This window comes from Pseudoalteromonas sp. T1lg76 (assembly GCF_002964725.1).
In the GTDB taxonomy this organism is placed as follows: Bacteria; Pseudomonadota; Gammaproteobacteria; order Enterobacterales; family Alteromonadaceae; genus Pseudoalteromonas.
In genome coordinates this window covers 13,643-33,375 of the sequence record NZ_PQCE01000031.1, presented here as the reverse complement: position 1 = coordinate 33,375, position 19,733 = coordinate 13,643, and the positions used below count along the sequence as shown (strand labels likewise).

Below are 19,733 nucleotides of genomic sequence, written 5' to 3'. Positions count from 1 at the left end.
TAAAAAGAAAAGCGCCCAAGGGCGCTTTTTTTTATTCGATAGTTTTTAATATTTCCTGCGCTGCAATCCGGTCTCAGCCATAATCTTGGCTGACATTTCCTCCACCGAATGATGCGTGGAATTGTAGTGGGGGATACGAAAACGCTTATACAGCATTTCCACTTCACGGATTTCGATACGACACTGGCGCAAAGATGCATATCTTGAATTGGCCATGCGCTCATTACGTATAGCCGCAAGGCGTTCGGGTGAAATGGTTAAACCAAACAATTTGTTTTTGTATAGCTGTAAAGATTTTGGCAACTCGCCTGAGTCCAGATCATCCGGCGTTAAAGGATAGTTGGCCGCCTTAATGCCGTATTGCAGGGCCAAATATAAACTGGTCGGTGTTTTACCGCTTCGGCTCACCCCCACCAGGATGACATCCGCCTGCTGGTAGTCCTTGATATTGGCGCCATCGTCGTTGGCCAGGGCATAGTTTACTGCAGCGATACGGAAGTCGTAACTTTGCTCGTGAATACTGTGAGTACGATGCACCTTAGGCACGGGTTCAACGCCCAATTCGTTTTGCAATTGGCTGCTGAAGGTGCTGATAAAGTCATAGCACACGGCATTGTCGCAAGAATGATTTCGCTGAGCTCTGGATTCACAAAAGTGAAGAAAACAATCGGTTTTTCATTGCTTTTGGCCGCTGCCTGCTCAATTTGCGCCTTAACTTCTAAGGCTTTTTCTCTGGTTTCAACAAAGGGAATTGTGGTGTGTTCAAATTCCATTGGAAAGAGGGACAAAGTCGCATTACCAAAGACCTCAGCGGTAATTGCGGTGCCGTCAGAAATATAAAATGCGTTGCGCATAAGCGTCCTTTTTTTATGTAATAACCTGATAAACCGTAAGGCTACGGTTTACGCATCAGTGTTTGCCAGTGTAGAATGTTAGCGCCTCATTTAAAAGGTCATTGTTTTGATGACCAAACTTACAATATGTTTTTTGGAGAAAGTTCCGTGCAAGAATACGTTCTCTGGTATCAAGAGCTTGGTATGCAAGATGTGCCGAGAGTTGGAGGCAAAAACGCCTCTCTCGGTGAAATGATTTCAAACCTAGCCAACGCCGGTGTCCAAGTACCGGGTGGTTTTGCAACGACATCATACGCATTTAACGAGTTTCTTGAGCAATCTGGATTGAATGCTCGCATCTACGACGTGTTAGACAAACTAGACGTTGAAGATGTCAATGAATTGGCCAAAGTTGGTGCCGAAATCCGTCAGTGGATCATCGACACGCCATTCCAAGCTTCATTGGACCAGGCTATCCGCGAGGCCTACGGCCAACTACACGCTGACCCAGCACATGACGTATCCTTTGCAGTACGTTCCTCTGCCACCGCCGAAGACATGCCAGACGCATCATTCGCCGGACAACAAGAAACCTTCTTAAACGTGCGCGGCATCGATGCCGTAATGGTTGCTATCAAACACGTTTTTGCCTCTCTATTTAATGACCGCGCCATCTCTTACCGCGTACACCAGGGTTACGACCATAAAGGTGTAGCACTATCTGCCGGTATCCAGCGCATGGTTCGTTCTGACATGGCTTCTTCAGGCGTAATGTTCAGCATCGACACCGAGTCAGGTTTCGAAGACGTAGTATTTGTAACATCAAGCTTCGGTCTTGGTGAAATGGTTGTACAAGGCGCGGTAAACCCGGATGAATTCTATGTTCACAAAGGTACTCTAGCCAAAGGTAAACCAGCCGTTGTTCGTCGTAACATCGGTTCTAAAGCGATTCAAATGGTTTACTCACAAGACCAGGAACACGGCAAGCAGGTTGAAATTGTTGACGTAGCTCCTGAGCAAGCCAACAGCTTCTCTATCACAGATGAAGAAGTAATGGACCTTGCTAAGCAAGCAGTTATCATCGAAAAGCATTACGGTCGTCCAATGGACATCGAGTGGGCAAAAGACGGTAACGACGGCAAGCTTTACATAGTACAGGCTCGCCCAGAAACCGTACGTTCAAACGAAGATGCGAACGTAATGGAGCGTTTCCAGCTTAAGCAAACGTCAAGCGTTGTAGCCGAAGGCCGTGCCATCGGTCACAAAATCGGTTCTGGCGTGGTACGTGTACTTAACTCTATCGACGAGATGGACAAGGTACAACACGGCGATATCCTGGTAACCGACATGACTGACCCTGATTGGGAACCTATCATGAAGCGCGCCGCTGCCATCGTTACCAACCGTGGCGGTCGTACTTGTCACGCGGCCATCATCGCCCGTGAGCTAGGTATTCCTGCGGTAGTAGGTTGTGGTAACGCCACCGACCTTATCAAAGCGGACCAGGAAGTGACTGTTTCCTGTGCCGAAGGTGACACAGGTTTCATCTATGAAGGTCAGCTTGAGTATGAAGTACTGACTTCACGCGTTGATGAAATGCCTGCTCTACCACTTAAGATCATGATGAACGTGGGTAACCCAGATCGTGCATTCGATTTCGCGCGTTTACCGCACGCCGGTGTTGGTCTGGCTCGTCTAGAGTTCATTATCAACCGTATGATCGGTGTTCACCCTAAAGCGCTTCTTAACTTTGATGCTCAATCTCCTGAACTTCAGGCAGAAATTAAAGAGATCATCGCCGGTTATGAGTCGCCGCGTGAATTCTACATCGCCAAGCTGGTTGAAGGTATCGCCACGCTAGGTTGTGCGTTCGCTCCAGAGCGTGTGATCGTACGTATGTCTGACTTCAAATCGAATGAATATGCCAACCTGGTTGGCGGTCAGCAATACGAGCCGGAAGAAGAAAACCCAATGATTGGTTTCCGTGGTGCTTCACGTTATATCAGTGAAGACTTCCGTGAGTGTTTCGCCCTTGAGTGTGAAGCCATCAAGCGTGTTCGTGACGACATGGACTTGAATAACGTTGAGATCATGATCCCGTTTGTACGTACCCTTGAAGAAGGTAAAAAGGTTATCGAGCTACTTGAAGAGCACGGCCTTAAGCGTGGCGAAAACGGTTTGAAAGTGATCATGATGTGTGAGCTTCCTTCAAACGCGCTACTTGCCGAAGAATTCCTTGAGTACTTCGACGGTTTCTCAATCGGTTCAAACGATTTAACTCAGCTTACTCTAGGTCTTGACCGTGACTCGGGTCTGATCGCTCACCTGTTCGACGAGCGTAACCCAGCGATTAAGAAGCTATTGTCTATGGCCATTAAAACAGCCAAGGCAAAAGGTAAGTACGTAGGTATCTGTGGTCAAGGTCCTTCGGATCACGAAGACTTTGCTGCCTGGCTAGTACAAGAAGGTATCGATTCTGTGTCATTGAACCCAGATACGGTATTGGAAACCTGGCTATACCTGGCTGAAAAGCTTAAATCGAACTAACTTCGATTACCAAATAAGACAAAGAAAAAGGGCGAAATCTTCGCCCTTTTATTTTTTCGCCAATTTGCTATCGAGCAACCGGCACCCCCGCGTAAGGGTAGTTTGGCATACCCGTACATATTTACGGGCAAGAGGGTAGTGTACGGCCAGTAGGGTCAGCCCGATTAAAAAGAAGATAACCGAGGGCCCGGGCACCACGGCAAATATCAATCCCAGTAAAAAACACAGTGCCGCTGCAGCATTCATTAACCACTTTTTCATACATCACCTAAATAATACCAATTCACTTAAATAGCTAATCTGTTTATTTTTGCGGTTAAATTCATCCATGAAACTTGGTTACATCGCGCATCCATGCGCTCACCTCGCTAAGCTGCGAAGCATTGCTTCGATCTTGCTCTCCTATGTAGAATTACTACATACGAAAAGTTCCGTCTTGTTACCACATCATTTATCCAGCGCTATCTCTGATCACATACTTAACAGAATTGGTATGGTTGCTCATTAACTGAACATAGCGCATTGCCGGCTACAAAGTGATTTCAATTTGTAACAATCTGTATATTCTTCAATTTCTAAGCGGGCTCAGCATGCTATAATAGCGCCGTTAGTTCCTGAGGTTTAAGGCCATGATAGCAAAGTTAAGTGTTGAGCAAGTCAGTTCTGAGCTGGTATTACATTACCTAAAAACAATCAAAGCTGAAGGCTTTAGTGGCGATGTCGATGCCAGCTATGGCACGCGACTGTTAGCGGCCACCGACAACAGTGTGTATCAAACTATTCCTCAGGGCGTGGTATTTCCAAAAACCGATAAAGACGTGCAACTGGCACTGAACATAGCTTCACGCGACCCTTTTCTGTCTTTAACCTTTGGCCCACGCGGTGGCGGTACCGGCACCAATGGCCAATCGTTGACACCGGGTATTGTTATCGATCTTTCCCGCTATATGCGCGAAATTCTGGAAATTAACGAGCAAGAAGGATGGGTGCGGGTTCAAGCCGGGGTGATCAAAGACCAGCTGAACGACTTTTTGCGCCCCTATGGCTACTTTTTTGCACCTGACTTATCCACCAGTAACCGGGCCACAGTTGGTGGAATGATCAATACCGATGCCTCAGGTCAGGGCAGTCTGGTTTATGGTAAAACATCCGATCACACCTTGGCACTCAAGGCCTTTCTTGCCGATGGCAGCGAGCTCAATACTCAAGGGGTGAGTGTCGAAAAAGCCAAATTAATTGCCGAGCAAGACACCGCTGTTGGCAAGGTTTACAAAACTGTATTGGATGTGGCCAGCAGTAAGCGTGATTTAATTTTAGAAAAATTCCCACGACTGAATCGCTTTTTAACCGGTTATGACTTAGAGCATGTCTTTAATGAGACCATGACCGAGTTTGATATTGGCCGCGTACTGACCGGCTCCGAAGGCTCCTTGGCCATAGTGACAGAAGCCAAGCTTAATATTACGCCCATCGCTAAATTTAAAACCCTGATCAATATTAAGTACGACAGCTTCGACTCTGCCCTGCGTAATTCACCATTTTTGGTGGCAGCCGAGGCGACTTCGGTAGAAACCGTTGATAGCAAGGTATTGAACCTGGCCCGCGAAGACATAGTGTGGCACTCAGTATCGGACTTAATTACCGATGTCCCAGGGCAAGAAATGCAAGGCTTAAACATGGTTGAGTTTAATGCCGAGCAAGAAGGGGATATGAAGGACAAGATTGACGCCCTGTGTGCCAAGCTTGATAACCTCATTGCCAATAAAGAAGCCGGGGTGATTGGCTATCAGCTCACCAATAATGTGGCCGATATTCAAAAAATCTATGCCATGCGCAAAAAGTCCGTTGGCTTGCTTGGTAATACCAAGGGTGCGAAAAAACCCATAGCTTTTGCTGAAGACACGGCAGTTCCGCCGGAAAATCTTGCCGACTTTATCAGTGAATTCCGTGAGTTACTTGATGGTCACCAACTTGACTATGGCATGTTTGGCCATGTCGACGCCGGTGTATTACATGTGCGCCCGGCACTGGATATGTGCGATCCGGAGCAGGAAAAAACCCTGCGCCAGATTTCCGATCAAGTGGTAGCATTGACCGCCAAGTATGGTGGCCTGATGTGGGGTGAACACGGTAAGGGTTATCGCAGTGAGTACGGCCCGGCGTTTTTCGGCGACGAGCTGTTTCAAGAATTGCGCCGCATTAAATCGGCCTTCGATCCAAACAATAAGCTCAACCCAGGCAAGATCTGTACACCACTTGAAAGTAACGACAGCTTGGTCAGCGTTGATGATAAAAAGCGCGGCTGGTTCGACCGTCAAATTGATGTCCAGGTACGGGATAGTTTTGCCAACAGCATGAACTGTAATGGTAACGGCCTGTGCTTTAACTATGATGTGAGCTCGCCCATGTGTCCTTCATACAAGGCCACCGGCGATCGCCGTTACTCGCCAAAAGGGCGCGCCGGATTAATGCGCGAATGGCTGCGACTGCAGGCGGAGCAGGGCGTTGACCTGCTTGAAGAAGAAAAGGTGATCAGCAAAAAAGACGGTCCAACCTGGTGGGAGCGCTTCCTTAATACTCAAAATAAGCGCAAGGGTCAGTATGACTTTTCGCACGAAGTGAAAGAGTCCATGGATGAGTGTTTGGCCTGTAAAGCCTGCACCACGGCCTGCCCGATTAAGGTGGATGTGCCGACATTCCGTGCCCGCTTTTTGAATTTTTACTATAGCCAATACAACCGCCCGTTAAAAGATTATCTGGTTGCCGGCATAGAACAGACGGCGCCATTACTGGCTAAGTTCTCGGCCATTACCAATCCAGTGGTTAAATCATCCCCTGTACAATGGGCGATTAAAAAGACTTTGGGTTATGTGGATACGCCGACCCCAAGTCATCCAAACCTGGCTACGCGCACCGCGACTTTAGAGAAATTCGACCTTAATAAACTTGAGGGGCTAAGCGAAGAGCAGCGCCGAGATTATGTGCTTATCGTGCAAGATCCCTTCACCAGTTTTTATGAAGCCGAACTAGTTGAAAGCTTTGCCAAGGTGGTTCAGGCGCTTGGCAAAAAGCCGATCATCTTACCCTTTAAACCCAATGGCAAGCCACAACATGTCAAAGGCTTCTTAGATAAATTTGCCCGCACCGCTAAAACCAGTGCTGCATTTTTAGAGAAGGTCAGTGAGTTAGACATTCCCATGGTGGGCCTCGATGCCTCATTGGTTTTGTGTTATCGCGATGAATACAATACGGTTTTGGGCGAACAAAGAGGGGACTTCAATGTCTTGCTGGCCCATGAATGGCTTGGCGAGCAGACCTTTAAACAACAGGTTTTTGAGCCGCAAGCAAGCTATGTATTGCTGAGCCACTGCAGTGAAACCACCGCCTTACCGCACAGCGCCAAGGTGTGGCAAAGTATTTTCTCGGCCTTGGGATTACAACTTGAACCCCAGGCCACCGGCTGTTGTGGTATGGCCGGCACCTATGGCCACGAGCTGCAAAACCAGGAAAACAGCAGGGCCTTGTATGATCTTAGTTGGAAGGCAAAGGTAGAAAGCACAGCGCCTGCTCAGTTGTTGGCCACGGGTTTTTCATGCCGCAGCCAGGTGAAACGTTTTGCCCAATATAAACCGCAGCATCCCATCGAAGTACTGGCCAAGGTGTTGCACTAGCTTCGTTTCGCTACGCCATTTTTTCTGAAAGAATTAGCGATGGGGCGAGTGGTAATACCGTGAATAAAGACGCTGGTCAATATGGTCAGCGTCGCCAACTCACTGAGTAAACCGTCGGCGGAGTCCAACACCATCAAGGTAAAGACGATGGATGCCAAGCCCCGCGGACCAAACCAGGCCAAGGTGAATTTCTCTTTAAAATTTAACCCGTTAAATACAATTAAACTAAATAGAACGGGGATAACCCGCACCAGGGTTGCGGCTATCAGGGCAAAGGCCAACTTGCTCCAGCTTAGATCCATGCTCTGCAACTGCGAATAACTGTAGGCGCCGAACAAACACCAAATCAAATACGAAAAAAACTCGGCAATGTGCTCGCTTTCCTCGATCAGCTGCATATCCTTACTCGGCCGATACAAATAATCAAACAGCAAACCGGCAACAAAGGCGGCCACAAATCCGCTGCCGCCCAAGGCTTCAGCCACACTGTAATTGACAATCGCCAATGACAAAATTAAAAATGGACTGGAGGCCTTTTCAAAAAAATGACGTCGGGCGCTGTATCGTATTAAGTAAGTTGCTGACCAGGAGATAAGCGTTGCAACCACAAGCGCTATCCCGACTTCACGAAACATAAACTCCAGCATCTTCATTGGCGGTTGCCAACTGCCCAGTTGCCAGGACAAGAACAGAAATAGAAAAATCGGCACGCACAGGCCATCGTTCAATCCGCTTTCAACATTAATGGCTTCCCGGAGTTTTAACGGCACCGCTTTGGCTTCTAAGATCCCTTTACTTAAGGCGGCATCGGTTGGCGTTAAAATAATTGCCAATAACGCCAAGGCCAATAAACTCATCTCTGGAAAAAGCAGGTATCCGGTTAGCACGGTGGCGCAGAAGGTAAGTGGCAGGGCAACAAACAAAAGCAGCACGGGATATTTATAGGCGCGCTTTAAAATGGCCAGTCGGGTTTTCGCCGCATCTGAAAATAACACTACAGCCAAGGTCAACTCCACCAAAGGTAAGAGTTGCTCTAGGGGTTGGCCGATTTTAAATTCCGCCAAAAAGATAGCCGCGACCACCATGCCGGTCAGAACAAAGTACATGGGACCGGTAAGCTCGGCCCGCGCCAACTGACGAAATGAAATTGAGTAGATAAAAAATGCCAGCGCTAACAAGATTGCGATGTAATATTCCATGGCTTGTCCTCACAGTTCGCTTTAAGCATGCTTAAAGCGTGCTTAAAGCTTACGTTTAACGCCTGACTTAGCTCGTTCTTTTATATTAGTCTGAATATAAATTTGATCTGTGGTTGCTAACTTAGCATGACCCAAATCTTCAGATAAATGTTTTAATGGCCGGGTTTGCGCATCATGGGTAGCACCAGTATGGCGCAGCCAATGCGCGGTTGCCGCCATGAGTTTTTCAGCCTCTTCGGTAAAACCATCGTGATGAAGTGCGGCTGTGGCCAAATCAAAACTTTGCTGTACCAAACGACGAATTTGTCTAACCGTCATACCGCCTTTGCCGCGCAATTTATGAATGAGCGGGTAGGGCTCATCGACCCGAGGCAGGGCACTGAGGCCTCGATATAAACGGTAGCGTTTTAAGTAGGCAGTAAAACTTTCACTTAGCGTCACGTCCCGTAACTTATTGCCCTTGCCCATGACCCGCAAAAACCAAAAGCCATCGGCGTCTTGCCAAAAGTGCGACATAACCGGTGACCAGTTGGGGCGCTCCGATAATTCGGAAATGCGCAAATACAAACCCTTTAAACAGGCCAGGGCAAAAAGATTGCGCTCAAGTTGCGGGTCTTGTTCGCAACGTTCTTCGGTCACCCGCAATACATATTCCCATTGCAGATCGCTTAGCGTATCTGGTTGATTTATTTGGGATTGAACAACCAGGTAAGGGCAGTTCTTTTTAACCACGGGAACAAAATTTGTGAAGGAGCGTTCCTCTAAAATCGCAAATTTAAAAAACACATTCAACGCCGTGAAGGTTGAATTGAGAGTTTGCTGGCTCGGCTTGGTTTCCTTGGCCATAAAAGGGCGCCATTTGGGATTTGCGATACGCTGACCCAGTTTTTGTTTAAAGCGCCACTGCACCGAGTCCGAACACCAGTCACCACTGGGTTCAACAACAAAATCTATGTAGTGCTCAATATCTTCTCGCTTTAGCGCCAGCACAGAGGTCCCCTTGATCAGCCAGGACCAAAGGGCAAAACGTTCTATTTCATTGCGAAAACGGGTAAAGGTGGCATCGGATTTACGGCCATAAACATACAAATATTGGTAAATAAATGATAAATCTTTCGAAATTTCAGCAAGGTTTAAGCTTTGTTGGTCTATAAATAAAGCTAGTTCGGGATATTCGCTGTTCAAGGTGCCATCTTCAAGATGGGCGATTTGATAGCGCAATTGCTTGAACGTATCAACTAAAGGGGTAAGCATAAGATAAATAACTAAAAAATTTATGGTCTTAGCTTATCACAAAGTCCGATACTGTCTAGTATTGGACATTAAAGAAGGGGTACTCCATGAAAATTAGAGCTTCATTTGTTCACATCATGCTATTAGCGGTTGCCGTGCTTACCTTAAACGGCTGTGCCACCTCCAGCAATGCCAGTCCGCAAGCAAAAAGAGAGATGGTACAAAGTATGCGCAGCGAAACATTGAAAACCTTGTATGTGCGCAAACCCGATGTGCAAAACCAAATTGCCACCAGTGCCGGTTATGCGGTATTCGATAATGCCAACGTCAATGTTCTGTTTGCCAGTTTCGGCGGCGGCTATGGTGTGGTAAAAAATAACCGCACCGGAAAATGGACCTATATGAACATGGGCGAGGCGGGTTTAGGCTTAGGCCTGGGTGTTAAAGATTTTAATGTGGTGATGGTGTTTCACACCGAAGCGGCATTAAACCGATTTATTGATCATGGTTGGGCGTTTGGCGGTAATGCCGATGCCGCGGCCAAACATAAAGACAATGGTGGTGCGGTTACCGCCGAAGCCATTGTTGATGATGTGACAGTTTATTCTCTCACCGAAACAGGTTTAGCCTTGCAAGCAGTGTTAAAAGGGACTAAATTCTGGGTAGATAATGAGCTAAACTAACATTTTTAAAGTCTTATGGTTGGAAAGTGGTCTATTTTAGATTAAATAGGCCACTTTTTTTTGTGTTATCCTTTTCCATTCAGCGCCTTAGCGCTTCCCGTTCAGATACTTTACCCGCATTCTATATAATTACACACCATTTAACATAATCTAATTTATGGGTTATTTAATTAAGGAGGTACTAATCAGGATATTTTTGGCTTCTAAAGAAGAATCCAGCTTGGCTGATTGTTCTTCGCTACTCATTACGAGTATCATCATCGTTGTAAACAATGGATAATTCAATGCAAGATGTTAATCCAAATAGCGGAAATTTGAAGGATCAACTGTGAAATTTCTATATTATCGTTTAACAAGTTTGCTGACTGTAAAGTTCATTAAGGATGGTTTCAAGTCAGAGCTAAAATGTTCTGGCCCTATTACCGAGCTAAACAAGAATCAGCTGTTAGAACTTTTTAACTCGAACGCTTTTAGAAAAGGCTTACCGCGTAACTATAAAATTGAATTTCATTTGTTGAAAGATTCAGGTCGATTAAGAATTGTATTTACCCGCTCACCCAATGAGTCAATCGAACAACGTATTCGGAATGCCTTCCGTTATTGCGATTATGAAAAGCCTTTAGACAAATCTAACCTCTTAAAAAAGTGATATAACTTTAGTTACGCCAAACCTTTAGCTAACATTCCTAAGCAACCACTTATGCTCTTTAGACTGTTACTTACTGAAAAACCAAATTTTTTACGCGCTTAGTATTCACTATTTGTGCTCATCTGTTAATCTGCTTTAAACGCCCTGCCGCCGTTGCAAACGAAAATCAAAGAAGGTGTTGGAAATTATTGATATGTAGATTTCCCTTTAGCCGCGATTACCCGCATATTGGTGATGATTAAAAACAATCAGGAACGAACAGACAGCCAAGCTAAATCGCGGAGCAGCCCGTAGGGAGTTCCGCTATTTCGCTGGATTTTCTGGTAGTGAATGTTAGCCCTACTTTTAAATATTAACTTCTTTGTATTTTTCAAAGCTAAAAAACAAATCCTTAATTTTTTGTAATTCCTCTATGTCTTGATAATCAAAACATTTAATGGACTTATTTTTTGAGCAAAAATCGATTATAAAGTTTTTACCTATTTCCTTTTCAAGCGAACCCTTGACCATTTTTAACTGCCTTTCAGCTAATTCAGGCTTAAATACAAAAGCCCCTTCAATAGCAATAGTAAATCCAATATAAATTTCGCTTACCCTAATGACATTCTCTATAACTTCAGTTGCCTTTGCTACTTCATCCTTGTAGTAACTAGCAACCCCTTTGTTGTAAAAGGTCACATCTCCGTAAATACTGTCTATTTCCGAATTTATTTTATAATATTTTTTGTACGTCTCACTTAGTGTTCGACTTAAGGTTTCGAGTTCTCTCTTGTCAATATCTATGTATCCAGAATATGTTTTTTCTGCCATTTCATTCAATTCTACAACCGCAAATGATAAGAGTGTTATGTCACTAGTGATTTCATTCTTAATTTTTAGAATTAGGTCTTTATACAACTTCCTCACTTTGCACTTCGCATGAAATGTTTTGTTTTTGTTGTATTCATTTATTGCGAAAAAGAAGGCCAGCGAGGCTATAACGCCCCCCATATAACTTCCCAGTCCAGACAAAATAATTTGTTTTTCCTTATTTGCTATTACGAATAAATAGCCCGCAAAAAAGATTACAAATATCATTAACCCTATGGTTAGCCAAACAGACCGATTCAATTCATGTTCCTCTTTCTATTTTTAAAGTAAAAGGCGTAGGTAATACTGCACTTTTTCTCATTTTGAAACGATTATACTGTAACCCATCTTCATATTAGTTACTTTGGTACGCAACAAATTGATAGAACTGGCAAAAGAGTAATATACGTTGCCGGCATTTCAAGCAACTTTAAAAATATGCTAATTGCTTGATTGCCTTAGCACATAACGTCCATCTATCTTAAGCTCGATTAAATGTATCCCTTTAAATGTGCGAAGAACGCGGGCTTCTGCATTTTCGGAAAAACGGATTTTCCTAAGGAAATCACAATCTGCGCGCGATTTTGGAAGGACCAAGGTATAGTCACCATTTGCGTTGCGGATTTTCACGTAGAACGCCTTCTCCGATCTGTCATATTTTCTTTCGCCTTTATCGTGAAGGGTGCCGGCAATTACATCATATTCTTCAATATCATTACTTCGAGCATAGTCGCTGCTGAGGTACATACCATAAAGCACAGCCGCAGCTAATATGAAAAGTAAAATATCACTAAATATCTTCATTGATATAATTTGCCCAACGTATTTATCCGTTTTTTATATGAAACTTTCAGTACGGTAAGAGCCATATAAACGCGCTATTAAATAAAAATCTCACTAAATCATAAAGTAATCGAAAAACACTTACCTCACAAGCACCCGGCCTACTCTACAGGTTCAACAGACTTCCTCTGATGGTCTATTCTTTTATTCGTACACGCGCAGTACGTACAGATACTTCCCCCATCATAAGGATCAATTCAATGAAGATAATTTCTTACACCATGGTATCAGCAGTACTTTTAGCATCGTCGTTTGCTGTCGCTGCGGAGGCAAAAAATCCGCAACAGGCATGCTGGGGACAGGCAACCAAGGTCTTTGCACAAACCGGGGCTATGGGCGAGCACAGCAGTGAACAACCCACCCCGAGAATGGGCTTACGTAATTTAGCGCGGTTATTATATGAAGCCGGAATTATCGATGATGACACCATGGAGGCACTAGGCCAATTCGTCGCCGATGAACTGGGTCTTTCCATCGACGCTTGTATGGACTAGCTAGGTTACATTGTTCTGCAGCTCAAGCGATAGAAGAGTCCTTAACCGCTCACATACGGCCGAATCATAAGTAAATAGCCACCAGCCTTCTGAGTTCTGGTGGCTAAATTGCAAGGCAGGCCTTCCCTACTCCAGCCCTTTCCCCGCTACTAATAACAATAAACACAGGTATCGTTTGAGTTAATTGTGGAAACATAGATAATACAACCAAAATAATAACAACAACTTAACAATGAGTTCCTTCCAAGAAACATTTAATCCGGATATTGAAAATCAGGAACAGCAATGGCTGAGCGATCGACGAGCCGCCGGCAACCTAGGCTGTGACGGCAGCAAAGATACCAAGGCACTGGCGTTTTCCGGCGGCGGTATCCGCTCGGCGACCTTCAACCTCGGGGTGTTGCAGGCATTGGCGAAAAACGACCAACTCAAGCAGTTTGATTACCTGTCTTCTGTTAGCGGCGGCAGTTACATTGCCACCTCCTATACCTGGTTTAAATCCCGTTTTCCCGGTCAGTTCCCCTTTAGCACCAATCGCCATGATAAGCGCGCAAGCGACATTCTTGGTTGGCTCAGAGCGCACAGTAGTTTTTTAACGCCCGGGTTTGGCGTCGATAAAAGTTCGCTATTAACGGCCATCTTAACCGGGACCCTGATCAATATGTTGATTATGGTGCCCGTGCTCCTGCTGCTGCTCTTTCTATTAAGTTATGAATTTTCTACGGATATCTCCGCCATAGCCATCCACGCTCCCTTTAATGGCTTTTCCTTGTTACGGGGCGCCGGCTTTATAACACTCATTGCCAGCTTTGGGTTGATGTTATTGACCGCCATCAGCACGGGCTTCGAGTCTGCGCGGGCGAACCACCGCACAGAAACGCTCAGATATTACTTAAGTAACCTCTTTCCCTTGGGTTTGGCCATGTTAGCCTTTGGTTATATACCTATTTTCCATAAGTTTTTTGAGCGTTTTGCCGAGTGGCTGGTGCACACCAGCTTTAGTATTTCTTTACTGGGTATGCTGATCACCCGGTATGCGGCGCACAGAAACGGCAGTGCCGATATTAAATATTCGCTGACCAGCATATTGATAGACTTAGGCCTACTGCTTACCTGCTTTGGTTTTGTGATGATAAGTTATCACTTTGCAGTGCAGTGGGAATTGCTACCCACCCTATTTTATCCCTTGCTGATTTTATCTGTGTTCCTGGTATTGGGCTGTAATATAAACGCCGTGTCTATGCACGGCTACTACAGAGACAGATTAAGAGACGCCTTTATGCCCTGTCATTTATCCAAACGCGATACTAATGACGAGCAGTGCGAACAAACGCTCAGCTATGATAAGCAGCTATTGTTGGGCGAGCTTAAAGCCACAGACGCGCCCTTTCCCATCATTAATTGCAACATTGAATTGCTGGGATCAACCAATGCTAAATATAAGAACCGCGGCGGCGACTGCTTCACCCTAACGCCCTTATATTCGGGCTCCGACAGCACGGGATATAGGGCGACCAAGGATTACATGGGCGGTAAGTTAGACCTGGCCAGCGCCTGTGCTATTTCCGGCGCAGCCATCGCCACCAATACGCCCATGACCCGTTCTAAGCAGCTGAACTTTATCATGTCACTGCTGAATCTGCGTTTGGGCTGCTGGCTGAAAAACCCGAATAAACCCACCAAACCGGCAAACTTTTTCAATAAACCCTGGTGGTACATGTATATGTTCAAGGATATGTTCGGCCAGGGTTTGAATGAACACCAGTCCTACATTCATCTCTCCGATGGCGGCCACTTTGAAAACCTGGCCTGCTACGAATTAATACGCCGTAAATGCAAGCTGATAGTGTGTTGCGATGCCGGTGCCGATCCCAACTACCAATTCCAGGATCTGGCCAGACTCATTAAGCTGGCTCGGGTTGATTTTGGTGCCAAGCTAGCCATCGATGTCAGTGCCATTAATCAAAAAGCGGCCACATCTAATATTGCCTGGACCGAAGGCAAAATTTCCTACGACGATGGCAGCTATGGCCGCTTTATCTATGTGAAGGCCAGCATGATCCAACATGTGAATGAAGAGCTGAAAAGTTATAAACGCATAAACCCTGATTTCCCACACCAGAGCACCAGTAATCAATTTTTTGATGAAATGCAGTTTGAAGCCTACCGGGAGTTGGGCTTCGAACTTACCCATCAAATGCTTAAGTCGGTTGATTTAGCGACCACGGCCACCAGCGGAGAGCAATAATGTCGAGTCTTTTATGTTCCAACTTTGAAATCGTTTGTGATCAACTCGGCTATCCGGAAGGTCCTGTCTATATGCAAGACGGTAGCGTGCTGCTGGTTGAAATCAAAAACCAGCAACTAACCCGGGTTTCGCCCCAGGGCGATAAAACCCTAGTTGCTAAAATAGCCGGTGGTCCAAACGGTGCCGCCATCGGGCCGGATGGCCAGGTCTATGTGTGTAACAGTGGCGGTTTTGAATGGCTGCCGGTCCCTCTGCCGAAACAAACCTTGTTTATCGGCACAGGAAAGTCACCCGAATATAAAGGTGGCAGCATAGATAAGGTCAACCTGGCTACGGCGAAAGTTGAAACTCTTTATACAAGTTGCCATACCGGCCGGCGGTTAAATATGACCAAGATGCAGTGGCAGGACCAGCCCCTTACCCCTGAGTTTGCGCTGCGCGGGCCGGACGATCTGGTTTTTGATAGCAAAGGCGGCCTGTGGTTTACCGATTGGGGCAAAGACGATGGCCGTGCCCGCGATATCACGGGCATTTACTATGCCGCAGCCGACGGCACCAGCATCAAGCAAATGGTCTTTCCGCTCAATGCACCAAACGGCATCGCCCTGTCGCCCGATGGCAAGCGCCTGTACACGGTGGAGACCTATACACGACGACTGCTCTACTGGGAGCTGTCGGCCCCCGGTGAAATTGCCCCAAACCCCAACTCGCTCGATGGCACTTACCTGCTCACAGGCTTTGAAGGCCAGGCTATTTATGACTCCATGGCGGTCGATGAGATGGGTAACCTGTATCTGGCCACCATGTTACCGCAAGGCAATAACCCCTGCAGCAATGGCGGTATTACCGTCGTATCTCCTGAAGGAGAGGTACTGGAATATATCGAGATCAATCTGGGCGAGGGTTTGTATGCGCCATTGCCCTCGAATATCTGCTTTGGTGGCGAAGACAATAAAACCGCTTATATCACCTTGGGTGCCAGCGGCATGCTGGTAAAAGCACAAATGAAAAATGCCGGCTTAACATTGGCGTTTAACGGCTAGTTCGGGAATAACTCGGTGGAGGGGCTCCCCTCTCTTCCTCTTAACCTTGGTTAATACAATGACATTCATAAAAATAACAAAACGTATACTGGTCTATGTGACGGGTGTAATCGTACTGGCTGGCCTTAGCCTATTTGCCTTGGTGCATTATCCCGCCTCGCAAATCCCGGACTATGTGCCGACAGAAGAAACCCGCTATCTGGATCAGGGCTGGGGGCTCGAGGCACATTCACCCGAACGTCAAACCTACTATTACACACCACAGGGCACCAGCTTAAAGGGCATAGAATATGACTGGCTGGCGCACCTGGAAATGCCCTGGGGCGAGACGCGATTTGCCGAGCCAGGACATTTAAAGGCCTACGGCTTTATCGTAGATGACACCCCAAGTCCTGAAAACCCCTATCAATACCCCTTAGGCTTTACCAAACACTTCGACCAGGCATCGGCCAGCGAACTGCTGGATTTAAGCTGCGCTGCCTGTCATAACGGTCAGCTCAACTACAAAAAAGACGGCAAACATTATGCACTGCGCATCGATGGCGGCCAGGCCATGCATGCCTTTACCACCATGAAACTGGGTCACTTTGTGCCAACCCTGGTGGCGTCGATGACCAGTACCTATCTCAACCCGCTTAAATTTGATCGCTTTGCTACCCAGGTACTGGGCGAGCAATATAACGACCACAACAAGGCCGTCCTCAGGAAAAAATTCGGCAAGGTGTTAATGCGCTTTTTAACCCAGGGCTTTAACGATACCAGTAAAGGCTTGTATCCGGTGACCGAGGGCTTTGGCCGCACCGATGCCCTGGCCCGTATCGGCAATACCGTTTTTGGCGATAATCTGGCGGCAGAGAATTATCATAAGGCCACCGGCCCGGTTAACTACCCGCCGCTTTGGAATATCTGGAAATTTAACTGGGTGCAATATGGCGCCTCGGTAAAACAGCCCATGGCGCGTAACATGGGTGAGGCGCTGGGGGTCGGCGCGCACATTGCATTGACCGACAGTTATGGTAATCCATTACCTCCTGAGCAGCGCTTCGATTCCTCCGTGTTGCCCGAGCAAATCTTCACCATAGAAACCACCTTGCAAAAACTCACGCCTCCGCAGTGGCCGGAAGATATTTTTGGCCCGGTCGATAGAGTCAAAGCGGCCGAGGGACAACATCTTTTTCAGCGCCATTGCGCCGGTTGTCATGGTCCACACCCGGCCAGCGACCTGGTTAAACAAATCGAAACGCCGTTAAAAGGCAAAGACCAACCGCTGTGGATAATGAGCGAGCTGGCCGTCAATGAGGTCGGCACAGACCCCAATGCCGCCTATAACTTTCTAAACTACCGCTTTGATCTCAGTAAAACGGGCCTAACTAACAGCGAAATAGTGCAAAAAGTCCGGGCTATGAATATCAGGCAGTTACAACGACTGGCCAAGGTGCTTCTTAACTCGCCGCGCCTTGAGCAGTTTTTGCAACAACCCGAGCCCCAAGCCGAGGCGTTAACCTTAACTACCAACTGGATAAGCGACCATCCACAGCAATACCAGGATATAGAGCAGCGCTTTAACAACTGGCAAAACAAATATGCCAAGTTAGCGGGTTTGGACCAGCTCATTGCTGAGCAAGGCGATAATGATGTTCAGCAAGACATCAAAACCGCCCTAATTCAGCAGCAACTGCGCTCCTTGGACGATGCGTTAGCCAAGCTCAGTGTGGAGACGCTCAGTCTGGGTGAAGCACTCAACATTACCGGCATCTATTTAAGAGAGAAGTACTATCAAGACAAAAACTTCTCGCCAGAAAAGCAAGCCTGTATGGACGGCTTTGGTGCCTTGGATTTACCGCAACAAAAAATGATCTACAAGACCAGACCCTTAGAAGGTATTTGGGCCACGCCGCCGTTTTTACATAATGGTTCTGTGCCCAATATCTACCAGCTGCTCTCGCCAGTCTCCGAGCGCGACAGCCAGTTTTGGGTTGGGCAAAGGGAATATGACCCGGTGCATCTGGGTTATGTGACCGAAAAAGAAGCGGGTCATGCCTTCTTGTTTGATACCCAAAAAGACGGCAATAAAAATATCGGCCATGAATTCAGGGATGGCTACATCCCCTACCAACCGGGTAATCCGCCCCAATATGGTGTCATCGGCCCGGCATTAGCGCCGGCGCAGCGCCTGGCCATTATCGAGTATTTAAAAATACATAAGGACTCGCCTGAGTCCACGCACGCTAACGCGAATGCTTCGGGATTGAGCCCATCGACTCAATGCGAAGGCCTGTAGAGGAACAAGATGAAAAAACTGATAGTCTTTTGCCTAACCGGCGTCATTGCGTTGGTCGCGGTGTTATTTGTCATTAACCAGGACAAAAAGCAAAGCAGCCTGGGGATTGTTATTCCAGCCGATGAGCAAACCCATATCGCCGATATTATTTCATCGGCGGTGCAAATGGTGGATCGCAGCCAGGCAGCCACGGCGCCTGCCCCATACCGCAGGGATGTCCATGCCAAGGCCCATGGCTGTGTTAAGGCTACTTTTAGCGTACCGGCGCTCAGTGACTCGCGCTTAAAGCACGGGATATTTGCCAAGCCGGATCAATATCAGGCCTGGGTTCGTTTTTCCAGCGGCGATACCCGACCCCAAGCGGATGGCGTCAAAGATGCCAGGGGCATGGCCATTAAAGTCATGGGCGTTGACGGTAAAAAGCTGCTGCCGCTGGAGCAGGATGCACAAACCCAGGACTTTGTGATGATCAACAGCGATGTGTTTTTTATTAAGGACGTCGCCGAATATGCCAAGTTTATGCAATACCAGGCACAAGGCAGCAAGTTTGGTTACTTTTTCAATGACTTTAACTGGAACATCTTTAAGTGGCACCTGAGGTCGCTCTACCTCGGCGCTAAAACCCTCAAGACGGCGCCGGACAGCCTGCTAACCGAGCAATATCACAGTCTCTCAGCCTATCGTTTAGGCCAAGAGCAGTTTATGAAATACAGCGCCAAGGCCTGTACGAGCAACACCGCCATCGCCGTAAACCGTGATAAGCCCAACTTTTTACGCCAGGAACTGAGCGAGAACCTTGGTCAAACCGGCGCCTGTTTCGACTTTATGGTGCAACTGCAAAATACGGATAAGTACATGCCGGTGGAAGACACAAGGGTAAAATGGCAAAGCGAGGACTCGCCTTTTATCAAGGTCGCCCGGGTTGAGATACCCGAGCAGCACTTTGATACTCAAGAGCAAAATCAGTTTTGTGAAAACCTGTCTTTTACCCCTTGGCATGCCGTAAAGGCGCTGGAGCCTGTGGGCGGGATCAACCGCTTACGCAAAGCTGTGTACAACGGCGTCTCCCGTTATCGCCATGATAAAAACGGCCAGGAGATGTTCGAGCCAAAGGGCTGGTGCCTGAAGCTCGACGGCAGTGAGTGCGAAGCCGAGTAATG

At 46.9% G+C, this 19,733-nt stretch carries 13 protein-coding genes and 1 pseudogene; 8 read left to right on the top strand and 6 right to left on the bottom strand.

The features are described 5' to 3' along the window. Positions 1 to 45: 45 nt before the first annotated feature. Positions 46 to 854: pseudogene (gene ppsR / locus C2M35_RS11410) on the bottom strand (posphoenolpyruvate synthetase regulatory kinase/phosphorylase PpsR). A gap of 147 nt (positions 855 to 1,001) precedes the next feature. On the opposite strand from ppsR, the gene ppsA reads away from it, so the two are divergent. Continuing rightward, positions 1,002 to 3,380: a phosphoenolpyruvate synthase gene (gene ppsA, locus C2M35_RS11405; protein WP_105265437.1), complete on the top strand. Its 2,379-nt coding sequence runs from the start codon at positions 1,002 to 1,004 to the stop codon at positions 3,378 to 3,380. 48 nt (positions 3,381 to 3,428) lie between these two features. Here the strand turns inward: ppsA and C2M35_RS11400 are convergent, their stop codons facing one another. Beyond that, positions 3,429 to 3,641: a PGPGW domain-containing protein gene (locus tag C2M35_RS11400; protein WP_105201339.1), complete on the bottom strand. Its 213-nt coding sequence runs from the start codon at positions 3,639 to 3,641 to the stop codon at positions 3,429 to 3,431. A 368-nt stretch (positions 3,642 to 4,009) separates the two neighbouring features. Between C2M35_RS11400 and ydiJ the strand changes: the two genes are divergently transcribed. Continuing rightward, the gene (gene ydiJ / locus C2M35_RS11395; protein WP_105265384.1) at positions 4,010 to 7,051 is read left to right on the top strand and encodes a D-2-hydroxyglutarate dehydrogenase YdiJ; all 3,042 of its coding nucleotides are present in this window, start codon (positions 4,010 to 4,012) and stop codon (positions 7,049 to 7,051) included. Here ydiJ and C2M35_RS11390 read toward each other — a convergent pair. After that, entirely contained in the window at positions 7,048 to 8,250 is a 1,203-nt protein-coding gene (locus tag C2M35_RS11390) for a cation:proton antiporter (RefSeq protein WP_105265383.1), read from the bottom strand. The genes ydiJ and C2M35_RS11390 overlap by 4 nt on opposite strands. Positions 8,251 to 8,292: 42 nt before the next feature. Next, the gene (locus C2M35_RS11385; protein WP_105265382.1) at positions 8,293 to 9,504 is read right to left on the bottom strand and encodes a tyrosine-type recombinase/integrase; all 1,212 of its coding nucleotides are present in this window, start codon (positions 9,502 to 9,504) and stop codon (positions 8,293 to 8,295) included. Between the two features lie 86 nt (positions 9,505 to 9,590). Here C2M35_RS11385 and C2M35_RS11380 point away from each other — a divergent pair, with 86 nt between their 5' ends. Beyond that, complete coding sequence (locus C2M35_RS11380) at positions 9,591 to 10,166, top strand: YSC84-related protein (RefSeq protein WP_105201342.1); 576 nt, start codon at positions 9,591 to 9,593, stop codon at positions 10,164 to 10,166. Between the two features lie 994 nt (positions 10,167 to 11,160). On the opposite strand, the gene C2M35_RS11370 is transcribed toward C2M35_RS11380, so the two are convergent. Beyond that, entirely contained in the window at positions 11,161 to 11,892 is a 732-nt protein-coding gene (locus tag C2M35_RS11370) for a hypothetical protein (protein ID WP_105265380.1), read from the bottom strand. A gap of 213 nt (positions 11,893 to 12,105) precedes the next feature. After that, entirely contained in the window at positions 12,106 to 12,468 is a 363-nt protein-coding gene (locus tag C2M35_RS11365; RefSeq protein ID WP_105265379.1) for a hypothetical protein, read from the bottom strand. Positions 12,469 to 12,707: 239 nt separating this feature from the next. Between C2M35_RS11365 and C2M35_RS11360 the strand changes: the two genes are divergently transcribed. The 5 genes from C2M35_RS11360 (at position 12,708) to C2M35_RS11340 (ending at position 19,731) form a co-directional block, all read left to right on the top strand. Beyond that, the gene (locus tag C2M35_RS11360) at positions 12,708 to 13,001 is read left to right on the top strand and encodes a hypothetical protein (protein WP_105188907.1); all 294 of its coding nucleotides are present in this window, start codon (positions 12,708 to 12,710) and stop codon (positions 12,999 to 13,001) included. 232 nt (positions 13,002 to 13,233) lie between these two features. After that, on the top strand, positions 13,234 to 15,249 hold the full coding sequence (locus tag C2M35_RS11355) for a patatin-like phospholipase family protein (RefSeq protein ID WP_105265378.1): 2,016 nt from the start codon (positions 13,234 to 13,236) through the stop codon (positions 15,247 to 15,249). Further along, a complete protein-coding gene (locus C2M35_RS11350; RefSeq protein WP_105265377.1) occupies positions 15,249 to 16,292 on the top strand; it encodes an SMP-30/gluconolactonase/LRE family protein in 1,044 nt (347 codons plus the stop codon). Before C2M35_RS11355 ends, C2M35_RS11350 begins: the two co-directional genes overlap by 1 nt. 58 nt (positions 16,293 to 16,350) lie before the next feature. Further along, on the top strand, positions 16,351 to 18,573 hold the full coding sequence (locus C2M35_RS11345) for a di-heme-cytochrome C peroxidase (RefSeq protein WP_105265376.1): 2,223 nt from the start codon (positions 16,351 to 16,353) through the stop codon (positions 18,571 to 18,573). Positions 18,574 to 18,582: 9 nt separating this feature from the next. Continuing rightward, on the top strand, positions 18,583 to 19,731 hold the full coding sequence (locus C2M35_RS11340; protein ID WP_105201349.1) for a catalase family protein: 1,149 nt from the start codon (positions 18,583 to 18,585) through the stop codon (positions 19,729 to 19,731). The last annotated feature ends 2 nt before the right edge of the window (positions 19,732 to 19,733 follow it).